Source organism: Streptomyces sp. TLI_185 (assembly GCF_003814765.1).
GTDB lineage: Bacteria > Actinomycetota > Actinomycetes > Streptomycetales > Streptomycetaceae > Streptomyces.
This window is the reverse complement of the sequence record NZ_RKRB01000001.1, coordinates 8,394,108-8,409,856: the sequence shown is the minus strand read 5'-3', so window position 1 is coordinate 8,409,856 and position 15,749 is coordinate 8,394,108. Positions and strand designations below refer to the sequence as shown.

14 protein-coding genes are annotated in these 15,749 nt (G+C 71.1%); 9 read left to right on the top strand and 5 right to left on the bottom strand.

Going from position 1 to position 15,749, the window contains the following annotated elements:
• The first annotated feature begins 1 nt into the window (after nucleotide 1).
• From EDD92_RS38705 to fdhD, 4 genes are read left to right on the top strand one after another with little or no spacing between them, the layout of a single operon-like run.
• The gene (locus EDD92_RS38705; protein ID WP_123968601.1) at nucleotides 2-1,927 is read left to right on the top strand and encodes a molybdopterin oxidoreductase family protein; all 1,926 of its coding nucleotides are present in this window, start codon (nucleotides 2-4) and stop codon (nucleotides 1,925-1,927) included.
• 4 nt (nucleotides 1,928-1,931) lie between these two features.
• A complete protein-coding gene (locus tag EDD92_RS38700) occupies nucleotides 1,932-3,755 on the top strand; it encodes an NADH-ubiquinone oxidoreductase-F iron-sulfur binding region domain-containing protein (RefSeq protein WP_123968600.1) in 1,824 nt (607 codons plus the stop codon).
• Nucleotides 3,752-4,612 (top strand): 2Fe-2S iron-sulfur cluster-binding protein, encoded by an 861-nt coding sequence (locus EDD92_RS38695; protein ID WP_123968599.1) that lies wholly within the window; start codon nucleotides 3,752-3,754, stop codon nucleotides 4,610-4,612. The genes EDD92_RS38700 and EDD92_RS38695 overlap by 4 nt, the downstream gene beginning before the upstream one ends.
• An 8-nt stretch (nucleotides 4,613-4,620) precedes the next feature.
• Nucleotides 4,621-5,469, top strand: a complete 849-nt coding sequence (gene fdhD / locus EDD92_RS38690) for a formate dehydrogenase accessory sulfurtransferase FdhD (protein WP_123968598.1) — start codon at nucleotides 4,621-4,623, stop codon at nucleotides 5,467-5,469.
• 71 nt (nucleotides 5,470-5,540) lie between these two features.
• Here the strand turns inward: fdhD and EDD92_RS38685 are convergent, their stop codons facing one another.
• Nucleotides 5,541-6,356 carry a LysR family transcriptional regulator gene (locus EDD92_RS38685; RefSeq protein WP_123970736.1) on the bottom strand — a complete coding sequence of 272 codons (816 nt, stop codon included), beginning with the start codon at nucleotides 6,354-6,356 and terminating at the stop codon, nucleotides 5,541-5,543.
• Nucleotides 6,357-6,494: 138 nt separating this feature from the next.
• On the opposite strand from EDD92_RS38685, the gene EDD92_RS38680 reads away from it, so the two are divergent.
• Nucleotides 6,495-7,214, top strand: coding sequence for an SDR family oxidoreductase (locus tag EDD92_RS38680; RefSeq protein ID WP_123968597.1), 720 nt, complete (start codon nucleotides 6,495-6,497; stop codon nucleotides 7,212-7,214).
• Nucleotides 7,215-7,217: 3 nt separating this feature from the next.
• Here EDD92_RS38680 and EDD92_RS38675 read toward each other — a convergent pair whose 3' ends face one another.
• Both EDD92_RS38675 and EDD92_RS38670 read right to left on the bottom strand, forming a co-directional pair.
• Entirely contained in the window at nucleotides 7,218-7,742 is a 525-nt protein-coding gene (locus tag EDD92_RS38675; RefSeq protein WP_123968596.1) for an isochorismatase family protein, read from the bottom strand.
• Nucleotides 7,743-7,761: 19 nt separating this feature from the next.
• Entirely contained in the window at nucleotides 7,762-8,199 is a 438-nt protein-coding gene (locus EDD92_RS38670) for a MarR family winged helix-turn-helix transcriptional regulator (protein WP_123968595.1), read from the bottom strand.
• A 105-nt stretch (nucleotides 8,200-8,304) separates the two neighbouring features.
• Between EDD92_RS38670 and EDD92_RS38665 the strand changes: the two genes are divergently transcribed.
• Entirely contained in the window at nucleotides 8,305-9,222 is a 918-nt protein-coding gene (locus EDD92_RS38665) for a zinc-binding dehydrogenase (protein ID WP_123968594.1), read from the top strand.
• A 220-nt stretch (nucleotides 9,223-9,442) separates the two neighbouring features.
• Here EDD92_RS38665 and EDD92_RS38660 read toward each other — a convergent pair whose 3' ends face one another.
• A complete protein-coding gene (locus tag EDD92_RS38660) occupies nucleotides 9,443-10,087 on the bottom strand; it encodes a GIY-YIG nuclease family protein (RefSeq protein WP_123968593.1) in 645 nt (214 codons plus the stop codon).
• A 368-nt stretch (nucleotides 10,088-10,455) separates the two neighbouring features.
• On the opposite strand from EDD92_RS38660, the gene EDD92_RS38650 reads away from it, so the two are divergent.
• Both EDD92_RS38650 and EDD92_RS38645 read left to right on the top strand, forming a co-directional pair.
• Nucleotides 10,456-12,369 carry a sialidase family protein gene (locus EDD92_RS38650; RefSeq protein WP_123968592.1) on the top strand — a complete coding sequence of 638 codons (1,914 nt, stop codon included), beginning with the start codon at nucleotides 10,456-10,458 and terminating at the stop codon, nucleotides 12,367-12,369.
• Nucleotides 12,370-12,379: 10 nt separating this feature from the next.
• A complete protein-coding gene (locus EDD92_RS38645) occupies nucleotides 12,380-13,591 on the top strand; it encodes a DUF4185 domain-containing protein (protein WP_123968591.1) in 1,212 nt (403 codons plus the stop codon).
• Here the strand turns inward: EDD92_RS38645 and EDD92_RS38640 are convergent.
• Nucleotides 13,527-14,603, bottom strand: coding sequence for a bile acid:sodium symporter family protein (locus EDD92_RS38640; protein WP_185124478.1), 1,077 nt, complete (start codon nucleotides 14,601-14,603; stop codon nucleotides 13,527-13,529). The two genes, EDD92_RS38645 and EDD92_RS38640, sit on opposite strands and share 65 nt — an antisense overlap.
• 192 nt (nucleotides 14,604-14,795) lie before the next feature.
• On the opposite strand from EDD92_RS38640, the gene EDD92_RS38635 reads away from it, so the two are divergent.
• Nucleotides 14,796-15,677: a LysR substrate-binding domain-containing protein gene (locus tag EDD92_RS38635; protein WP_123968589.1), complete on the top strand. Its 882-nt coding sequence runs from the start codon at nucleotides 14,796-14,798 to the stop codon at nucleotides 15,675-15,677.
• Nucleotides 15,678-15,749: the final 72 nt, after the last annotated feature.

The window sequence follows — 15,749 nt, the reverse complement described above, 5'->3', positions numbered from 1 at the left end:
TATGAGGAAACGCGACCGGACCCCGAAGACCTACACCCGGCTCACCCACCCCCTGGTCCGCGACTCCCGTGACGAGCCGTTCCGGCAGGCGAGCTGGGAGGAGGCGCTGGACCGTGCGGCCCGCGGCCTCGAACGCAACCGAGGCGCGTTCGGCATGTTCTCCTGCGCCCGCGCGACCAACGAGATGAACTACGTGGCACAGAAGTTCGCGCGGGTCGTCATGGGCACCAACAACGTCGACTCCTGCAACCGCACCTGCCACGCGCCCAGCGTCGCGGGCCTGTCGGCGGCGTTCGGCTCCGGCGGCGGCACCTCCTCGTACAAGGAGATCGAGCACACCGACGTGATCGTGATGTGGGGCTCCAACGCCCGCTTCGCGCACCCGATCTTCTTCCAGCACGTCCTGAAGGGGATCAGGAACGGCGCCCGGATGTACGCCGTCGACCCGCGCCGCACCTCGACCGCCGAGTGGGCGGAGAGCTGGCTCGGCCTCAACGTCGGCACCGACATCCCGATGGCGCACGCGATCGGCCGGGAGATCATCCACGCGGGCCTGGCCAACGAGGCGTTCATCGAGCGGGCCACCTCCGGCTTCGAGGAGTACAAGAAGCTCGTGGAGCCGTGGACGCTGTCGCTCGCCGAAAAGGTGACGGGCGTACCGGCGCGTGCCATACGGGAGTTGGCGCATGCCTACGCCCGCGCCGAGCGCGCCCAGCTGTGCTGGACCCTCGGCATCACCGAGCACCACAACGGCACCGACAACGTCCGCGCGCTCATCAACCTCTCCCTGCTGACCGGCCAGGTCGGCCGGTACGGCGCCGGGCTGCAGCCCCTGCGCGGCCAGAACAACGTGCAGGGCGGCGGCGACATGGGCGCCATCCCCAACCGGCTCCCCGGCTTCCAGGACATCCTCGACCCCGACTCCCGGCTGAAGTTCGAGTCGGCCTGGGACACCGTCATCCAGCCGCACTACGGGCTGAACCTGACCGAGATGTTCGAGGCGATGGAGGAGGGCACGCTCAAGGCCGTCTACTGCATCGGCGAGAACCCGGCGCAGTCGGAGGCCGACAGCGAACAGGCCGTACGCCGTATGCGGCAGCTGGACTTCCTCGTCGTCCAGGACATCTTCCTCACCAAGACGGCCGAGCTGGCGGACGTGATCCTTCCCGCGACCGCCGGCTGGGCGGAGACCGACGGCACGACCACCAACAGTGAGCGGCGGGTTCAGCGCGTGCGCCGGGCGGTCACCCCGCCCGGCGAGGCGCGCGAGGACATCGACATCATCTGCGAGCTGGCGGCACGCCTCGGCCACGACTGGAAGTACGCCGACGCGGAGGCCGTCTGGAACGAGCTGCGCTCGGTCTCACCGGACCACTACGGGATGACGTACGAACGCCTGGAGGAGCACCAGGGCATCCAGTGGCCGTGCCCGAGCACCGACGAGCTCGAACCGACGTATCTGCACGGCCGGTTGTGGGAGAAGGACCCGGCCCGGCGCGGCATGCCCGCGCCCTTCGGGATCGTCCAGCACGATCCGCCCGTCGACCTCACCGACGAGGAGTACCCGATCCGGCTGACGACCGGGCGGCGCCTCGACTCCTACAACACCGGTGTGCAGAGCGGCAGTTTCGCGTCGCCGCTCCGGCGCGGCGAGTACGTCGAGCTGTGCCCGGAGGACGCCGAGCGCTACGGGGTCGTGGTCGGCGAGGAGGTCCAGGTGTCCTCGCGGCGGGGTTCCGTGGTCGCGCCCGTGTGGGTGGACACGGCGCTGCGGCCCGGGCTCGCCTTCATGACCATGCACTTTCCCGACGAGGTGGACACCAACCAGCTGACGATCGAGGCCAACTGCCCGATCGCGGGGACGGCGGAGTTCAAGGCGTCGGCGATCCGCATCGAGAAGCTCCCCGTCGCGACCATCGTGAGGTGACCTGGTGGATCTGCACTTCGGCGACAGCAAGCCGACGGACGACGAACGGTCCGCCGTGGACGCCCTGCTGGGCCCTCCGGAGTCCTCGTGGGAGGGCGCGGACCGTTCCGACGCCGACCTGAGGTGGGCCCGCGGCGGCCGCGAGGCCCGGGAGCGGCGCGACCTGCTGTTGCCGGGGCTGCACGCGATCAACGACCGGATCGGCTGGATCAGCGAAGGCGCCCTCGACTACCTGTGCCGGCGGCTGACCGTACCGCCGGCGGAGGCGTACGGCGTCGCCACCTTCTACGCCATGTTCTCGGTGAAGCCCCGCCCCGCCACCGTGCTCCACGTCTGCACGGACCTGGCCTGCGCTGCCGTCGGGGCACCCGGGCTGTGCGCCGGGATCGAGGCGCGGCTGGGCCCGGGCAGCGGGGTGAGCGTGTTGCGCAGCCCCTGCCTCGGCCTGTGCGAGCGGGCCCCGGCAGCCCTCGCGATCAAGGCGGGCGACCCGGTGCGTACGGCCGTGTCGGCGCCGACGACGGTCGAGGCGGCCGTACTCGCCGCGAGCGTGCCCGACTCGGCGCCGGAGGAACCGGCGGCGGCGATGGCGGTGCCCCAGGCCGGACAGGACGGGCTGGTCCTGCTTCGGCGGGTCGGCGCGGTGACCCCGGAAAGTCTCGACGACTACCGGGCCCACGGCGGCTACACCGCCCTGCGCCGGGCCTTCGAGCTCGGCCCCGCCGGAGTCATCCGCGAGGTCACGGACTCCGGCCTGGTCGGGCGCGGCGGCGCCGCCTTCCCCACCGGCCGCAAATGGCAGGCCACGGCGTCGCAGCCCGACCACCCGCACTACCTCGTCTGCAACGCCGACGAGTCGGAGCCGGGCACCTTCAAGGACCGCGTGATCATGGAGGGCGACCCGTACGCGCTGGTCGAGGCGATGACGATCGCCGGGTACGCGACCGGCGCGCACAAGGGCTACCTGTACCTGCGCGGCGAGTACCCCCGGGCCCTGCGCCGCCTGGAGCACGCGATCGCGCAGGCACGCGCGCGTGGCTTCCTCGGCGATGACGTCCTCGGCCAGGGCTACGCCTTCGACATCGAGATCCGGCGCGGTGCCGGCGCCTATATCTGCGGCGAGGAGACGGCCCTGTTCAACTCCATCGAGGGCTACCGGGGCGAGCCGCGCTCGAAGCCGCCCTTCCCGGTGGAGAAGGGCCTGTTCGGCAAGCCCACGGTCGAGAACAACGTGGAGACGCTGGTCAACGTTCTGCCGATCCTGACCATGGGTGCTCCGGCCTACGCGGCGATCGGCACCGGGAGGTCCACCGGGCCGAAGCTGTTCTGCGTCTCGGGCAGCGTGGACCGGCCGGGCATCTACGAGCTGCCGTTCGGGGCGACCCTCGGCGACCTGCTCACCCGGGCCGGGGTGCGAGACCGTCTGCGGGCGGTGCTTCTGGGCGGCGCGGCGGGCGGCTTCGTACGGCCGGACGAACTGGATGTCCCGCTCACCTTCGAAGGCACCCGCGAGGCGGGCACCACGCTCGGCTCGGGTGTCGTCATGGCCTTCGACGACACGGTCCCGCTGCCTCGGCTGCTGCTGCGCATCGCGGAGTTCTTCCGCGACGAGTCGTGCGGCCAGTGCGTGCCCTGCCGGGTCGGGACCGTGCGCCAGGAGGAGGCGCTGCACCGGATCGCCGAGCGCACCGGCGCGGCGGCCGCCGCCGACATCGCCCTGCTCAGGGAGGTCGGCCGCGCGATGCGGGACGCCTCGATCTGCGGCCTGGGACAGACCGCGTGGAACGCCGTGGAATCCGCCATCGACCGTCTGGGGGCGTACGAATGACCGTGACACCGCTGGGGATCCCGCGCCGGCTGCTGGAGTTCACGCTTGACGGCCAGGAGGCCAGGGTCCCGGAGGGCTCGACCATCCTCGACGCGTGCCGTGCCGCCGGGAAGGACATCCCGACCCTCTGCGAGGGCGACACCCTCAGGCCCAAGAACGCCTGCCGGGTCTGCGTCGTCGAGGTGGAAGGGGCGAGGACCCTCGTTCCGGCCTGCTCCCGCAAGGCCGAGCCCGGCATGGTCGTACAGACCGGCTCCGAGCGCGCCCGGCACAGCCGCAAGATCGTCCTCGAACTCCTCGCCTCCTCGGTCGACTTGTCGACGACTCCACAAGTCGCTGAATGGATCAAGCAGTACGAGGCGAAGCCGGACCGCTTCGGCCCGGACGCGGCCCGCCTCGACGAGGAACCCAAGGTCGACAACGATCTGTACGTGCGCGACTACGACAAGTGCATCCTCTGCTACAAGTGCGTGGACGCCTGCGGCGACCAGTGGCAGAACACCTTCGCGATCTCGGTCTCCGGCCGCGGCTTCGACGCCCGGATCGCCGTCGAGCACGACGCCCCGCTCACCGACTCGGCATGCGTGTACTGCGGGAACTGCATCGAGGTGTGCCCGACGGGGGCCCTGTCGTTCAAGTCGGAGTTCGACATGCGCGCGGCGGGGACGTGGAACGAATCGGCACAGACGGAGACGACCACCGTGTGCGCCTACTGCGGAGTGGGCTGCAACCTCACCCTCCACGTGCAGGACAATGAAATCGTGAAGGTCACCTCACCGCACGACAACCCGGTGACCCACGGCAACCTCTGCATCAAGGGCCGCTTCGGCTACCAGCACGTACAGAACCGGGACTGAGACACGACATGGGACGAGTCACGGAACGACGCAAGGTGATCCGCATCCGCGACGGGGTGGTCTCCACTCGCCCGGACACGCTCGTCGCCGAGGAACCGCTGGAGATCCGGCTGAACGGCAAACCGCTCGCGATCACCATGCGCACCCCGGGCGACGACTTCGCGCTGGCGGCGGGCTTCCTGGTCAGCGAGGGCGTGCTCGCCGAGCAGGACGATCTCCAGAACATCGTGTACTGCGCCGGCGCCACGGTCGACGGCTCGAACACGTACAACGTGGTGGACGTGCGGACCACGCCGGGGGTCGCGATCCCCGACATCACGCTCGAGCGGAACGTGTACACCACCTCGTCCTGCGGTCTGTGCGGCAAGGCGAGCCTCGACGCGGTCCGTACGACGGCCCGCTGGCCGATCGCCGACACTCCCCCGGTCCGCGTCGAACCCGAGCTGCTCGCGAGCCTCCCCGACCGGCTGCGCGCGGCCCAGCGGGTCTTCGACCGGACCGGGGGCCTGCACGCGGCGGCCCTGTTCACGGAGGACGGCGAGCTGCTGGACATACGGGAGGACGTGGGCCGGCACAACGCGGTCGACAAGCTGGTGGGCCGCGCCCTGCAGAACGGCGACCTGCCGCTGTCCCGCACGATCCTGCTGGTCTCGGGCCGTGCCTCCTTCGAGCTGGCGCAGAAGGCGGTCATGGCCGGGATCCCGGTCCTGGCGGCGGTCTCGGCACCCTCGTCCCTCGCCGTCGACCTGGCGGCGGAGACCGGCCTGACCCTCGTGGGTTTCCTGCGGGGCAGCTCCATGAACGTGTACGCGGGCGAGAACCGCATCGCTCTGCGGACCGCGGCCGCCCAGGGGTGACCGGCTCTCCGCGACACGGCGGCGGGGCCCCGGCCGGCGGGGAGCGCCCCCTGCGCCGCAGGGGCCCCGCCTCAGACGAGCGACTGCGCCGCCTCGGCGAACGCCGTGATCAGGGGTGAGCGCCGGCCCGTCTCCCACGCGAGGAACACCTGGTCGGGTTCCGCGTCCGGCACCGGCACGTAGGTGATGTCCGGGCGGGAGTACTGCTCGGCGATCGACACCGGCACGAGCGTGATGCCCGTGCCCGCCGCCACCCTCTCGAACTTCTCCTCGACACTGCGAATCGGCACGTCGTCGGGCCCGGGGTCGGCGTAGCGCAGCCAGGTCTCGCCGGCCAGGTCGGACAAGGCCAGCTCCTGCTTGCCGGCGAGCCGGTGCTCGGTGGGCAGCATCGCCACCCGGGCCTCGGTGAACAGCGGCAGCAGCCTGAGGCCGCGCTCGTCGACCGGCCTGCGCACATAGGCGAGGTCCACGGTCCCGTCGAGGATCATGCGCTCCTGGTCGTCCCACTCCACACGGCGGGCCTGGACGTCGACGTCGGGGTGCGCGGCACCGAAGGCCCGCAGGGCCTGCGTGACAACGACCCCCGCGCGGAACCCCACGACGAGCCGGCGCGGGCCCCGGGCGGTGCGCCGCACCCGGCGCCGGGCCGCGTCGGCTGCGGCAAGCAAGGGGACGGCGTCGTCCAGGAGTTGGCGCCCAGCCGCCGTCAAGGTCACGCCATGGCTGTTCCGTTGGAAGAGCTCGGCACCCAAGTCCTTCTCCAGGGCCCTGATCTGACGGCTCAGCACGGGCTGCGCGATGTGCAGCCGCTCGGCGGCGCGCCCGAAGTGCAGCAGCTCGGCCACCGCCACGAAGTAGCGCACTTTCCGCAGGTCGAGGTCCACGGCCGCCCCTTCTGTCGGCGATGCCTTCAGGGTATCGCCGACGCCGGAAGAGGTCTTGGACGGCAGGTCGGGTGCGAACGCAGGCTGGATGACGTCGAGCAATCGCGTGCAGCGCATGCATCGTGTGAGGAGAATGGCATGAGCCTTCAAGGACAGCGGATCGTCGTCATCGGCGGTACGGCGGGGATCGGACTGGCGGTCGCGGAGGGCGCCGCCCGGGACGGCGCGGAGGTGGTGGTCGCCTCGCGCCGGCAGGAGAGCGTGGACGCGGCGCTGAAGCGGCTGCCGGAGGGGGCCGAGGGGTACGTCCTGGACGCGACCGACGAGGAGTCCGTACGCGCCTTCTTCGCCCGGGTCGGCGGCTTCGACCACCTCGTCTACACCGCCGGCGAGTCCATCCTGATGGAGAGCCTCGCCGAGTCCGACCTGGGGCGGGCCCGGCGCTTCCTGGACACCCGGCTGTGGGGGGCGTACACGGCCGTCAGGCACGGCGCCCCGGCCATCCGGGCCGGCGGCTCGGTGGTGCTGACGACGGGCACGGCGGGGCGGCGCCCGATGCCCGGAACGACCGTCGCGGCGAGCCTGTGCGGGGCGATGGAGTCGCTCACCCGCGCGCTGGCCCTGGAGCTCGCCCCGGTCCGGGTCAACGTCGTCTCGCCCGGTGTGATCCGCACCGAGCTGTGGCGGGATCTGCCTCGGGAAGAACGCGAGTCCCTGTACGTGTCCGCCGCCGACTCGCTCCCCGTGGGCCGGGTCGGCGAGCCGAGCGACGTGGCCGAGGCGTACCTCTATCTGATGCGCGGCGGCTACAGCACCGGCTCGGTCGTCACGGTGGACGGCGGCGGAACCCTCGTCTGACGCTCAGGCCACGAACCGCACCTGGGCCGCCGTCACCACCGTGCCCAGCCGCGGGAAGTCCAGCCGCACCGACGCCTCGTGCTCGGCGGCTGTGAGCGCGGCCATGGCGTCCTCGACGAAGACCAGGTCGTAGCCGAGGTCTCCGGCGGCACGGGCGGTGGACTCGACGCCGAGGTTGGTGGCGATCCCGCCGAAGACGAGGGTGCTGACGCCGCGGCCGCGCAGGAGGTCGTCCAGTCCCGTGCCCTGGAAGCCGCCGATGTTCCGCTTCACGACCTCCAGGTCGCCGTCCCGGGCCAGGCCGGCCACCAGCCCGCTGCCGGGCGGCTGTTCGGCGACACCGGGGCGTTCGACCCGGACTAGGACGACGGTCGCGCCCGCCGAGCGGAACGTGGTCGCCAACTCCTCGGCGGCGGACAGGACTTCGGTGCCCTTGCGGGGCTCCAGGGGCAGCGCGACGATCCGGTCCATCAGATCGACGAGGACCAGGGCGCTGCGCGCGGGATCGAGGGCGAGGGATACGGCCATGACGGAACGTTATCTGCCGTCAGCCCTCCGTACCGGAAATCCGGATCAACAGGCTCATGAACTGGTCGCGTTCGGCCGCGGAGAGCGGCGCGAGCAGCTCGTCGTTGGCTGCGCGCGCCGCGCGCTCGCAGCGCTTCAGCAGGCGTGCGCCCTGCCCGGTGACCGACACCGCGTTCTTGCGCCGGTCCTTGGGGTCCGGTTCACGTACGACGAGGCCCGCGGACTGCAGGTCGTTGAGGACACCGACCAGGTCCTTCGGGTCGAGCTGCACACTGCGCCCGAGGTCGGCCTGGGCGACGGGGCCGAGGTCGCGTACGGCGGAGAGCACCACGTGGTGCCACATCTTCAGGCCCTCCGCGGCCAGCGCCTCGGCCACCAGCGCGCGGCCGCGCGCGGCGGCACGGCCGAGCAGCCAGCTGGGGAGGGAACGGATCTCGGCGAGGGGCGCTTCGGGCATGGGGGCAGCCTAGCGAAAAGTCATTGGACTTCCCAATGAACATCGAATTATCATTGGGACTCCCAACGAATCCGTTGGGAGTCGGAACGAATTGCTGGAGGTGTGATGCGCCGCGTCCGCTACGAGTCCACCGGCGGCCCTTTGCTTCTGGAGGAAGCCCCGGTCCCCGAGCCCGGCCCCGGCGAACTCCTCGTCCGCTGCGAGGCCGTGGGCGTCACGCTCCCCGTCGTCCGCAAGGTCACCGAGGCCGCCGAGCCGATCCCGCTGGGCGGTGAGATCGCGGGCGAGATCGTGGCCGTCGGCGACGGTGTCACCCGCTTCCGCACCGGCGACCGCGTGACCGGGCTGTGCTTCGGGCACGGTTACGCCGACTTCGCGCTCCTGCACGAGCCCATGGCCTCCCCCGTACCGGACGGCGCCTCAGCGGTCGACGCTGTCGCCCTTGTCCGCAGCGGTCTCGTCGCCCTCGGCGCACTGACGGCCACGCGCCCCGATCCGGGTGAGACGGCGCTGGTCACGGCCGCCGCCAGCGGAGTCGGCCACCTGGCCGTGCAGTTGGCGAAGGTGCGGGGCGCGGCCCGGGTGACGGGTGCCGTGTCCGATGCGGGGAAGGCGGACTTCGTACGCTCCCTGGGCGCAGACGATGTCGTCACGTACGGCGACGACAACTGGGGAGATCCTGTCGACTACGCATTGGATGCCGTCGGCGGCGAACTGCTCACCCCGGCCGTCGCCGCACTCGCTCCGGGCGGACGGCTGGTGGCCTACAGCTCGGGCGGCGGCACCATCCAGGCGTACGACCTCCTCGTCGGCGCCAAGTCCGTGATCGGCTTCCAGATGGCGCGGATCGCCCGCGGGAAGCCGGAGTTGTACGAGCGCTGGCGTCAGGAGCTGTGGCAACTGTTCATGGAGGGCGTGCTGAAGCCCGCCGTGCACGGGGAGTTCGCGCTGGAGGACGCGGCGAAGGCGCACGCGGTGATCGAGTCGCGGAGCAACCTGGGCAAGGTGGTTCTGCGCCCCTGAAATCTGCGGCTGCCCCTGAAATCTGCATCTATGCGCCAGCCCTGACCCTCCGTCACCACCCATCCGGTGTAGTCGGCGGCCACGGCACACCCCAGGCGGCGACTGGCTCGTTGTGCCCGGTGGTTCAACAGGTCGCGGCCGGTGCGGCCCGTCGTCCAAGCAGGAGATCCACCAAGTAGGAGGCAGTCACTTGGATGCCGGCACCACCCTGCTCGGCTCGTCACTGGCTGAGCTGTCTCTTGGCAATCCACCGCGTCTCCCGGGCGATGCTCAGCACTTCGCCCGGGTTGGTGAAGAACCACTCCGTCCCCACCGCCGCCTCGACCCGGCGCCCTCGCCCATCCAGAGTCGAGTGCACGTAACGTTCGAGGTCCCGCTCGTGATCGGTGCGTACCAGTAGGGCACACACCGGCTTCTCCGGCATGTATCCCTGCTCCGCTACTCGCCGCGCGGCACTGTACGCGCTCATGCCGATCTTGCGCTCCCAGATCGCTGCCCCACTGGCTCGTGCTCGCTCCCGGTAGGCCGGGAGATACCACACGTACACGCTCCCCTGCCCGGTACCCACGGCTGCGCCGAAGCCGTCCGCCGGCGGCCCGAGGTAGTCCTCCTGCGAGGCATCGGGAGCCGCCGTTTCACTCACCCGCATGTAGTAGCCCTGGCGCGGGTTTGCCAGCACTCCAGTTCGCTTCCCGACGGACAACGCCTTCTTGACGGCCCCGACCAGATGCCCGGCCTCCTTGAACGCGCCGCCACGCGCAGCGTGAACCTTCTCCAGCAGGCCGATGATCTCACCTCGCGTCAACGGCTGATCGCCCGCGTGATCGAGCAACAGCTCAAGGCAGGCGGCGGGGCTGAGGGGCATCCCGGTACGGGTATGTGGGATCCATTACTGACATGCACGCGAGGCCAGTAGCGGCCCGAAGGGAGAAAGGGGGCCCAAGGGCGAATTCAGCCCCACGAGTGAATCTGGCCCCGCCTGCCCCGACGGCTACACCCTCCAGGTCCCCGCCACCGACCCGGACGCCCTGGTCTGCCGCAAGGCGGCCGCTCCGGCTCCGAGTACCGGCCCCGCGGCCGTACTTCCGATCCTCCCGGTTCTCCGCCGCCGCGATCCTGTCGAGTAGCTGCACGGTCCTTGTGAGGCTCCGGAGACCCCAACTAGCCTCTGAGACACGGACATTGGACGTGGGATGTCCAGATGTCCAGACCTCTGAAGGGCAGGTTCGCACCATGCCGTCACGTCTTCGCGCCCGTCTGAGAACCCTCGTCGCGGCAGTCGTCGTCACCGCCGCACTGGCCGTGTCGCCGCATACCGCGCAAGCCCAACCCCTCACCGCAGCATCCGACTTCGAACAGCAGGTCATCTTCAAGGCCTCCCAGGACCCCGGCTACGCCTGCTTCCGCATACCGGCGATCGTGAAGTCAGCCGACGGCACGCTGCTGGCGTTCGCCGAGGGCCGTGTCCGCAACTGCGGGGACGCCGGCGACATCGACATCGTCCTCAAGCGCTCCACGGACGGCGGCCGCACCTGGGGTCCGCTCCAGGTCGTCAACCACGGCGGCGGCGACACGCACGGCAACCCGGCGCCGGTCGTGGACCGCCTGACGGGTCGCGTTCTGCTGGCCGAGACGTACAACACGGGCCGTGCGGACGGCTCCAGTTGCCCGGTGCCCTGCGACCGGACCCCGCATCTGCAGTACAGCGACGACGACGGGCTGACCTGGTCCGAGCCGCGTGACCTGAGCTCCGAGATCCTGCCCGCGAACTGGAACTCCTGGTACGCCACCGGGCCCGTGCACGGCATCCAGCTCACCCGTGGCAAGCATGCCGGGCGGCTGGTCTTCGGCGTCAACACCGAGACGTGGAACGGCGAGCGAAGCGAGATGGGGGTCACCCCGGCCGAAGGCTGGGGGAGGGTCACCGCCAACCATGCGGCGCTGATCGTCAGCGACGACGGCGGCGACCACTGGCGGATCGGCGCCACCGACTCCTGGCCGATCGCGGACGACGGGACCTTCCGGCAGAAGCCCTCCGAGGTCACGCTCGCCGAGCGCTCCGACGGCTCGGTCCTGGTCAGCGGCCGCGAGCAGGACGGCACCGACCTCGGCCACCGCACCCAGACGGTCAGCCGCGACGGCGGCGACAGCTTCGCCTCTCCGTTCCGCGACCGGCCGGATCTCTACACGCCGCAGGTGCAGGGCTCGATGCTGCGTCTGGGCGACCGCATCCTGCTGGCCTGCCCCGGCGACCCCGACCGCCGCCGGACCATGATGATCCGCTCCTCGTACGACGGCGGACGCACCTGGGACAGCGTGGACCGCGGCACGGTGGTCACCACGGACTGGTCGGGCTACTCCGACATGGTGCGTGTCGACCGCGAGACGGTGGGGCTGCTGTACGAGGGCGGTGCCGTCGACGCGCGTGACGAGATCCGCTTCGCCCGCTTCACCGAGGAGTGGCTGCAGCCGCGCCGCGGCCCGGACCCGATCACCGTCGACCGGGCCCCGTACACCAGGCCGGCGGCCGTGCTCGGCGGTGCCGAGGAGACGGACGGCGTGTTCGGCGGGGCGCTGGAGTTCGACGGTGTCGACGACGCCGTACGCCTGCCGTATCGGGAGGAACTCCCGCTGGGGACAAAGGACTTCACTGCTTCGCTGTGGTTCCGGTACACGGCCACTTCCGGTGAGCAACCGCTGCTGTGGATGGGCGGGATCGGCACCACGCAGCCCCAGGTCTGGCTGCGCGGCGAGCCCGCGAGCAACCGCATCCAGGGCCTGATCACCGTGCGCAACGGTGCGTTGGCCCCGCAGTCGGCGTCCGTCCGCACCAGCGGGGCGTACAACGACGGGCAGTGGCACCACCTGGCGCTGCGGCGTGGCGGAGGGCAGCTGACGCTGTTCGTCGACGGTACGGAGCTCAGCACCGCCGACGTGACCGGTTCGGTGAGCCGCAACTCGCCGTTCGGTGTGCACATCGGGCAGCGCATGGACAGCCGGGCCTTCTTCACCGGCGCGATCGACGACGTCCATGTGTGGGACCGGGCGCTGAGCGACGCGGAACTCGCGGCCCGCGACACCTCCACGACCTCCATGAAGGACACCGTGCTGTGGCTGCCCATGGACCATGTGAGCAACAGCCACTAACGTCCCGTGGGTGCCCGACGACGTACGAGCACGACAGCGGACGGGAACCGGCCTCGGCCTGCTGCTGGCCCTGGTTCTCGGGGCCGTGCTGCTCACCGCCCTCCCGGACCATGGTCGACGGGAGGGCGGCGCCTGTACACCGCACACGGTCTCCTCGTGGTCGGCCGACGACCGTCTCACCGGTGAGTTCGCGCGTTACGGCGACGACGCGACCCGTAACGACGACTGGACCGGCGGCGACGGCACCCATTCGGTGCGGCTGCCGGACGGGCGGGTGCTGTGGCTGTTCTCGGACACCTATCTCGGCCAGGTGCACCGCCCGCCCAATCCGGTCGGCGAGTCGTACGCCTGGCGGGACACGACGGCCCCGCTGGTGCGCAACTCGGCCGTGGTGATGGACGGCAGGGGGCGCCTGGAGCGCACTCTCCCGACCCCGCTCTTCCCGGACCCCGGCCAGAACCAGTGGCGCTGGCCGGTCGCGGCCCGGGTCGAGCCGCGCTCTCCCGGTTCCTCCGAGAAGGTCCTCCGGGTGCTGCTGTGGGTGCGGGCGGCCGGGCAGTCCCCGTGGATCTACGGGGTGCCCACCGCGACCGAGGTCGCCACGCTCTCCCTGCCGGATCTGCGGGTCGAGTCGGTGGTGAGGGTGCTCGACCAGAGCCTGGTGCCCGACCCGTCGCGTCGGATCCTGTTCGGTACGACGCTGGTGGAGAAAGGCGGTTGGACGTACGTCTTCGGCGGCGACGACGGGCAGGCGGCGTCCCGGCCGGCCTCGTCGGCGTATGTGGCGCGGGTGCCGGAGGGGCGGCTCGGGGACGCGGCCGCCTGGCGGTACTGGGACGGTTCCGGGTGGGGTGTGCGGCCGCGGCCGGTGAGTGGGGCGAAGGTGGGCAGCGCGTTCTCGGTGGTGCGGGTGGGCGGGACATATGTGCTGTTCACGATGGCCGCGGGGACGGCGGGGCTGACCACGGTGACCTCGTACTGGGCTTGCTCCCCCGCCGGGCCGTGGCACGGTCCGACGAGGAACTTCAGCCCCTCTCTGCCCACGGCCGGTGTCGCCGCGTACAACCCGCAGGTGCATCCCGAGCTGAGCGACGACGGGCGGCTGGTGCTGAGCTACGACGTCAACTGGCTGGAGACGAGCGGCGCTTCGGCGAGCATCAACGCGAACGTGACCCTGTACCGACCTCGGTTCGTGACGGTGCGGGTGGCGCGGTCGCGGTGACCTCGGCGGTTTCCTCCACGGGGTCGTTCGAGCGGCGCTTGGCGATCACCGCGCAGACCATCAGCTGCATCTGGTGGAAGAGCATCAGCGGCAGTACGGCCAGCGAGGCGTGGGCGCCGAACAGGACGCTCGCCATGGGGAGGCCGGAGGCGAGGGACTTCTTGGAGCCGGCGAACTGGATGGCGATGCGGTCCTCGCGGTTGAAGCGCAGCGCCTTGCCGCCGTACCAGGTCAGGACGAGCATCACCGCGAGCAGCACGGCCTCCACGACCAGCAGGCCGCCCAGCCGCAGCGGGCTCACCTGGTGCCAGATGCCCTGGACCATGCCCTCGCTGAACGCGGTGTAGACGACGAGCAGGATCGAGCCGCGGTCGACCAGACCGAGGACCTTCTTGTGCCGGGCGACGAAGCCGCCCACCCGTCGCCCACCACCACCCTGCTCGACGCGCTTCGCGCGGCTCCTTTTGCCTCCGCAGCGGCGTAGCACCTGCCCGGCCAGGAACGGCACCAGCAGCTGCAGCACGATCTGGACGAGCGAGTCGGCCGAGAACCCGCCGGCGCTGCTGCCGAGGACGGCGGCGGCGAGCAGGGGGGTGATGACGATGCCGACGAGGGAGGAGAAGGAGCCCGCGCAGATCGCGGCGGGCACGTTGCCGCGGGCGATCGACGTGAAGGCTATCGACGACTGGATGGTGGAGGGGACGAGGGTGAGGAAGAGCAGGCCCTGGTAGAGCGGGTGGGTCAGGAAGACCGGGACGAGGCCGCGGGCAGCCAGACCCAGCAGCGGGAAGATCACGAACGTGCAGGCCAGAACCGTGACGTGAAGCCGCCAGTGCTTGAGTCCGTTCAGCGCCTCGCGGGTGGAGAGCCGGGCGCCGTACAGGAAGAAGAGGAAGGCGATCGCGGCCGTGGAGGCACCGGAGGCCACGTCGGCCGCCGTCCCGCGGGCCGGGAAGAGGGCTGCGATGCCCACCGTCCCGAGCAGCAGCAGGATGTACGGGTCGATCGGCATCCAACTCGGCCATTGCAGGCGTTTCACGGTGCTCCACTTGCTTGTTGCTGTCGGCGGTCCGGGAGCTGTGCCCGGTGGCTGTCCGGGGCCGCAGGGCCCCCGTTCATCGTCCTCCTCCGGCAGCCGATCGGGAATCCGTCATACCGCTCTGACTGTCATCGCGTTTCGCGATAAGCGGCTACCCTTGTTCCCATGTACGACCCCTCCCACCTGCGGACCTTCCTGGCGGTGGCCCAGACGTTGAGCTTCACGCAGGCCGCCCGGCGGCTGGGGCTGCGGCAGTCCACCGTCAGTCAGCACGTGCGGCGCCTCGAGGACGCCACCGGGCGCCAGCTGTTCTCCCGGGACACCCACTCCGTGGAGCTGACGGAGGACGGCGAGGCGATGCTCGGGTTCGCGCGGCGGATCCTGGAGGTGCAGGAGCAGGCGTCGGCGTTCTTCACGGGCACGCGGCTGCGCGGGCGGCTGCGCTTCGGCGCCTCGGAGGACTTCGTGCTGACCCGGCTGCCGGAGATCCTGGAGGGCTTCCGGCACGACCATCCCGAGGTCGACCTGGAGCTGACGGTCGAGCTGTCGGGGACCCTGCACGAGCAGCTGGCCGCCGGGAAGCTGGACCTGGTGCTGGCCAAGCGTCGCCCGGAGGACCCGCGCGGCGAGCTGGTCTGGCACGACGAGCTGGTGTGGATCGGTGCGGAGCGGCTGCGTCTGGACGCGGACCGGCCGGTGCCGCTGATCGTGTTCCCGCCGCCGGGGATCACGCGCGCGCTCGCCTTCGAGTCCCTGGAGCGTCAGGGCCGGCCGTGGCGCATCGCCTGCACGAGCGGCAGCCTGAGCGCCCTGATCGCGGCGGCCCGGGCCGGCCTCGGTGTCATGGCGCACTCCCGCGGCCTCGTCCCGCCGGGCCTGGTCCGCGTCCCCGACCGCTTCGGCCTGCCCGAACTCGGCCGCGTCGACTTCGTCCTGGTCCACGGCACGCGCCGCACCTCGGCGCAGAGCGCGGCGGACGCGCTGGCGGCGACGATCCTGGCGGGCGGGGACCGGCTGCAACGCGCTCCGCGGCGTGAGCCGCGATAGGCCGTCTGTTGTCTGCGGCGCTGTCGTGGCTGGTCGCGCCCGCGCGGCGGAGCCACATATCGATACAGCCCC

Bases quoted from the DNA above. Each gene is read 5' to 3' on its own strand.
- EDD92_RS38705 (WP_123968601.1), top strand. From the start codon at position 2: ATGAGGAAACGCGACCGGACCCCGAAGACCTACACCCGGCTCACCCAC.
- EDD92_RS38695 (WP_123968599.1), top strand. From the start codon at position 3,752: ATGACCGTGACACCGCTGGGGATCCCGCGCCGGCTGCTGGAGTTCACG.
- fdhD (WP_123968598.1), top strand. From the start codon at position 4,621: ATGGGACGAGTCACGGAACGACGCAAGGTGATCCGCATCCGCGACGGG.
- EDD92_RS38680 (WP_123968597.1), top strand. From the start codon at position 6,495: ATGAGCCTTCAAGGACAGCGGATCGTCGTCATCGGCGGTACGGCGGGG.
- EDD92_RS38675 (WP_123968596.1), bottom strand. From the start codon at position 7,742: ATGGCCGTATCCCTCGCCCTCGATCCCGCGCGCAGCGCCCTGGTCCTC.
- EDD92_RS38670 (WP_123968595.1), bottom strand. From the start codon at position 8,199: ATGCCCGAAGCGCCCCTCGCCGAGATCCGTTCCCTCCCCAGCTGGCTG.
- EDD92_RS38665 (WP_123968594.1), top strand. From the start codon at position 8,305: ATGCGCCGCGTCCGCTACGAGTCCACCGGCGGCCCTTTGCTTCTGGAG.
- EDD92_RS38660 (WP_123968593.1), bottom strand. From the start codon at position 10,087: ATGCCCCTCAGCCCCGCCGCCTGCCTTGAGCTGTTGCTCGATCACGCG.
- EDD92_RS38650 (WP_123968592.1), top strand. From the start codon at position 10,456: ATGCCGTCACGTCTTCGCGCCCGTCTGAGAACCCTCGTCGCGGCAGTC.
- EDD92_RS38640 (WP_185124478.1), bottom strand. From the start codon at position 14,603: ATGCCGATCGACCCGTACATCCTGCTGCTGCTCGGGACGGTGGGCATC.
- EDD92_RS38635 (WP_123968589.1), top strand. From the start codon at position 14,796: ATGTACGACCCCTCCCACCTGCGGACCTTCCTGGCGGTGGCCCAGACG.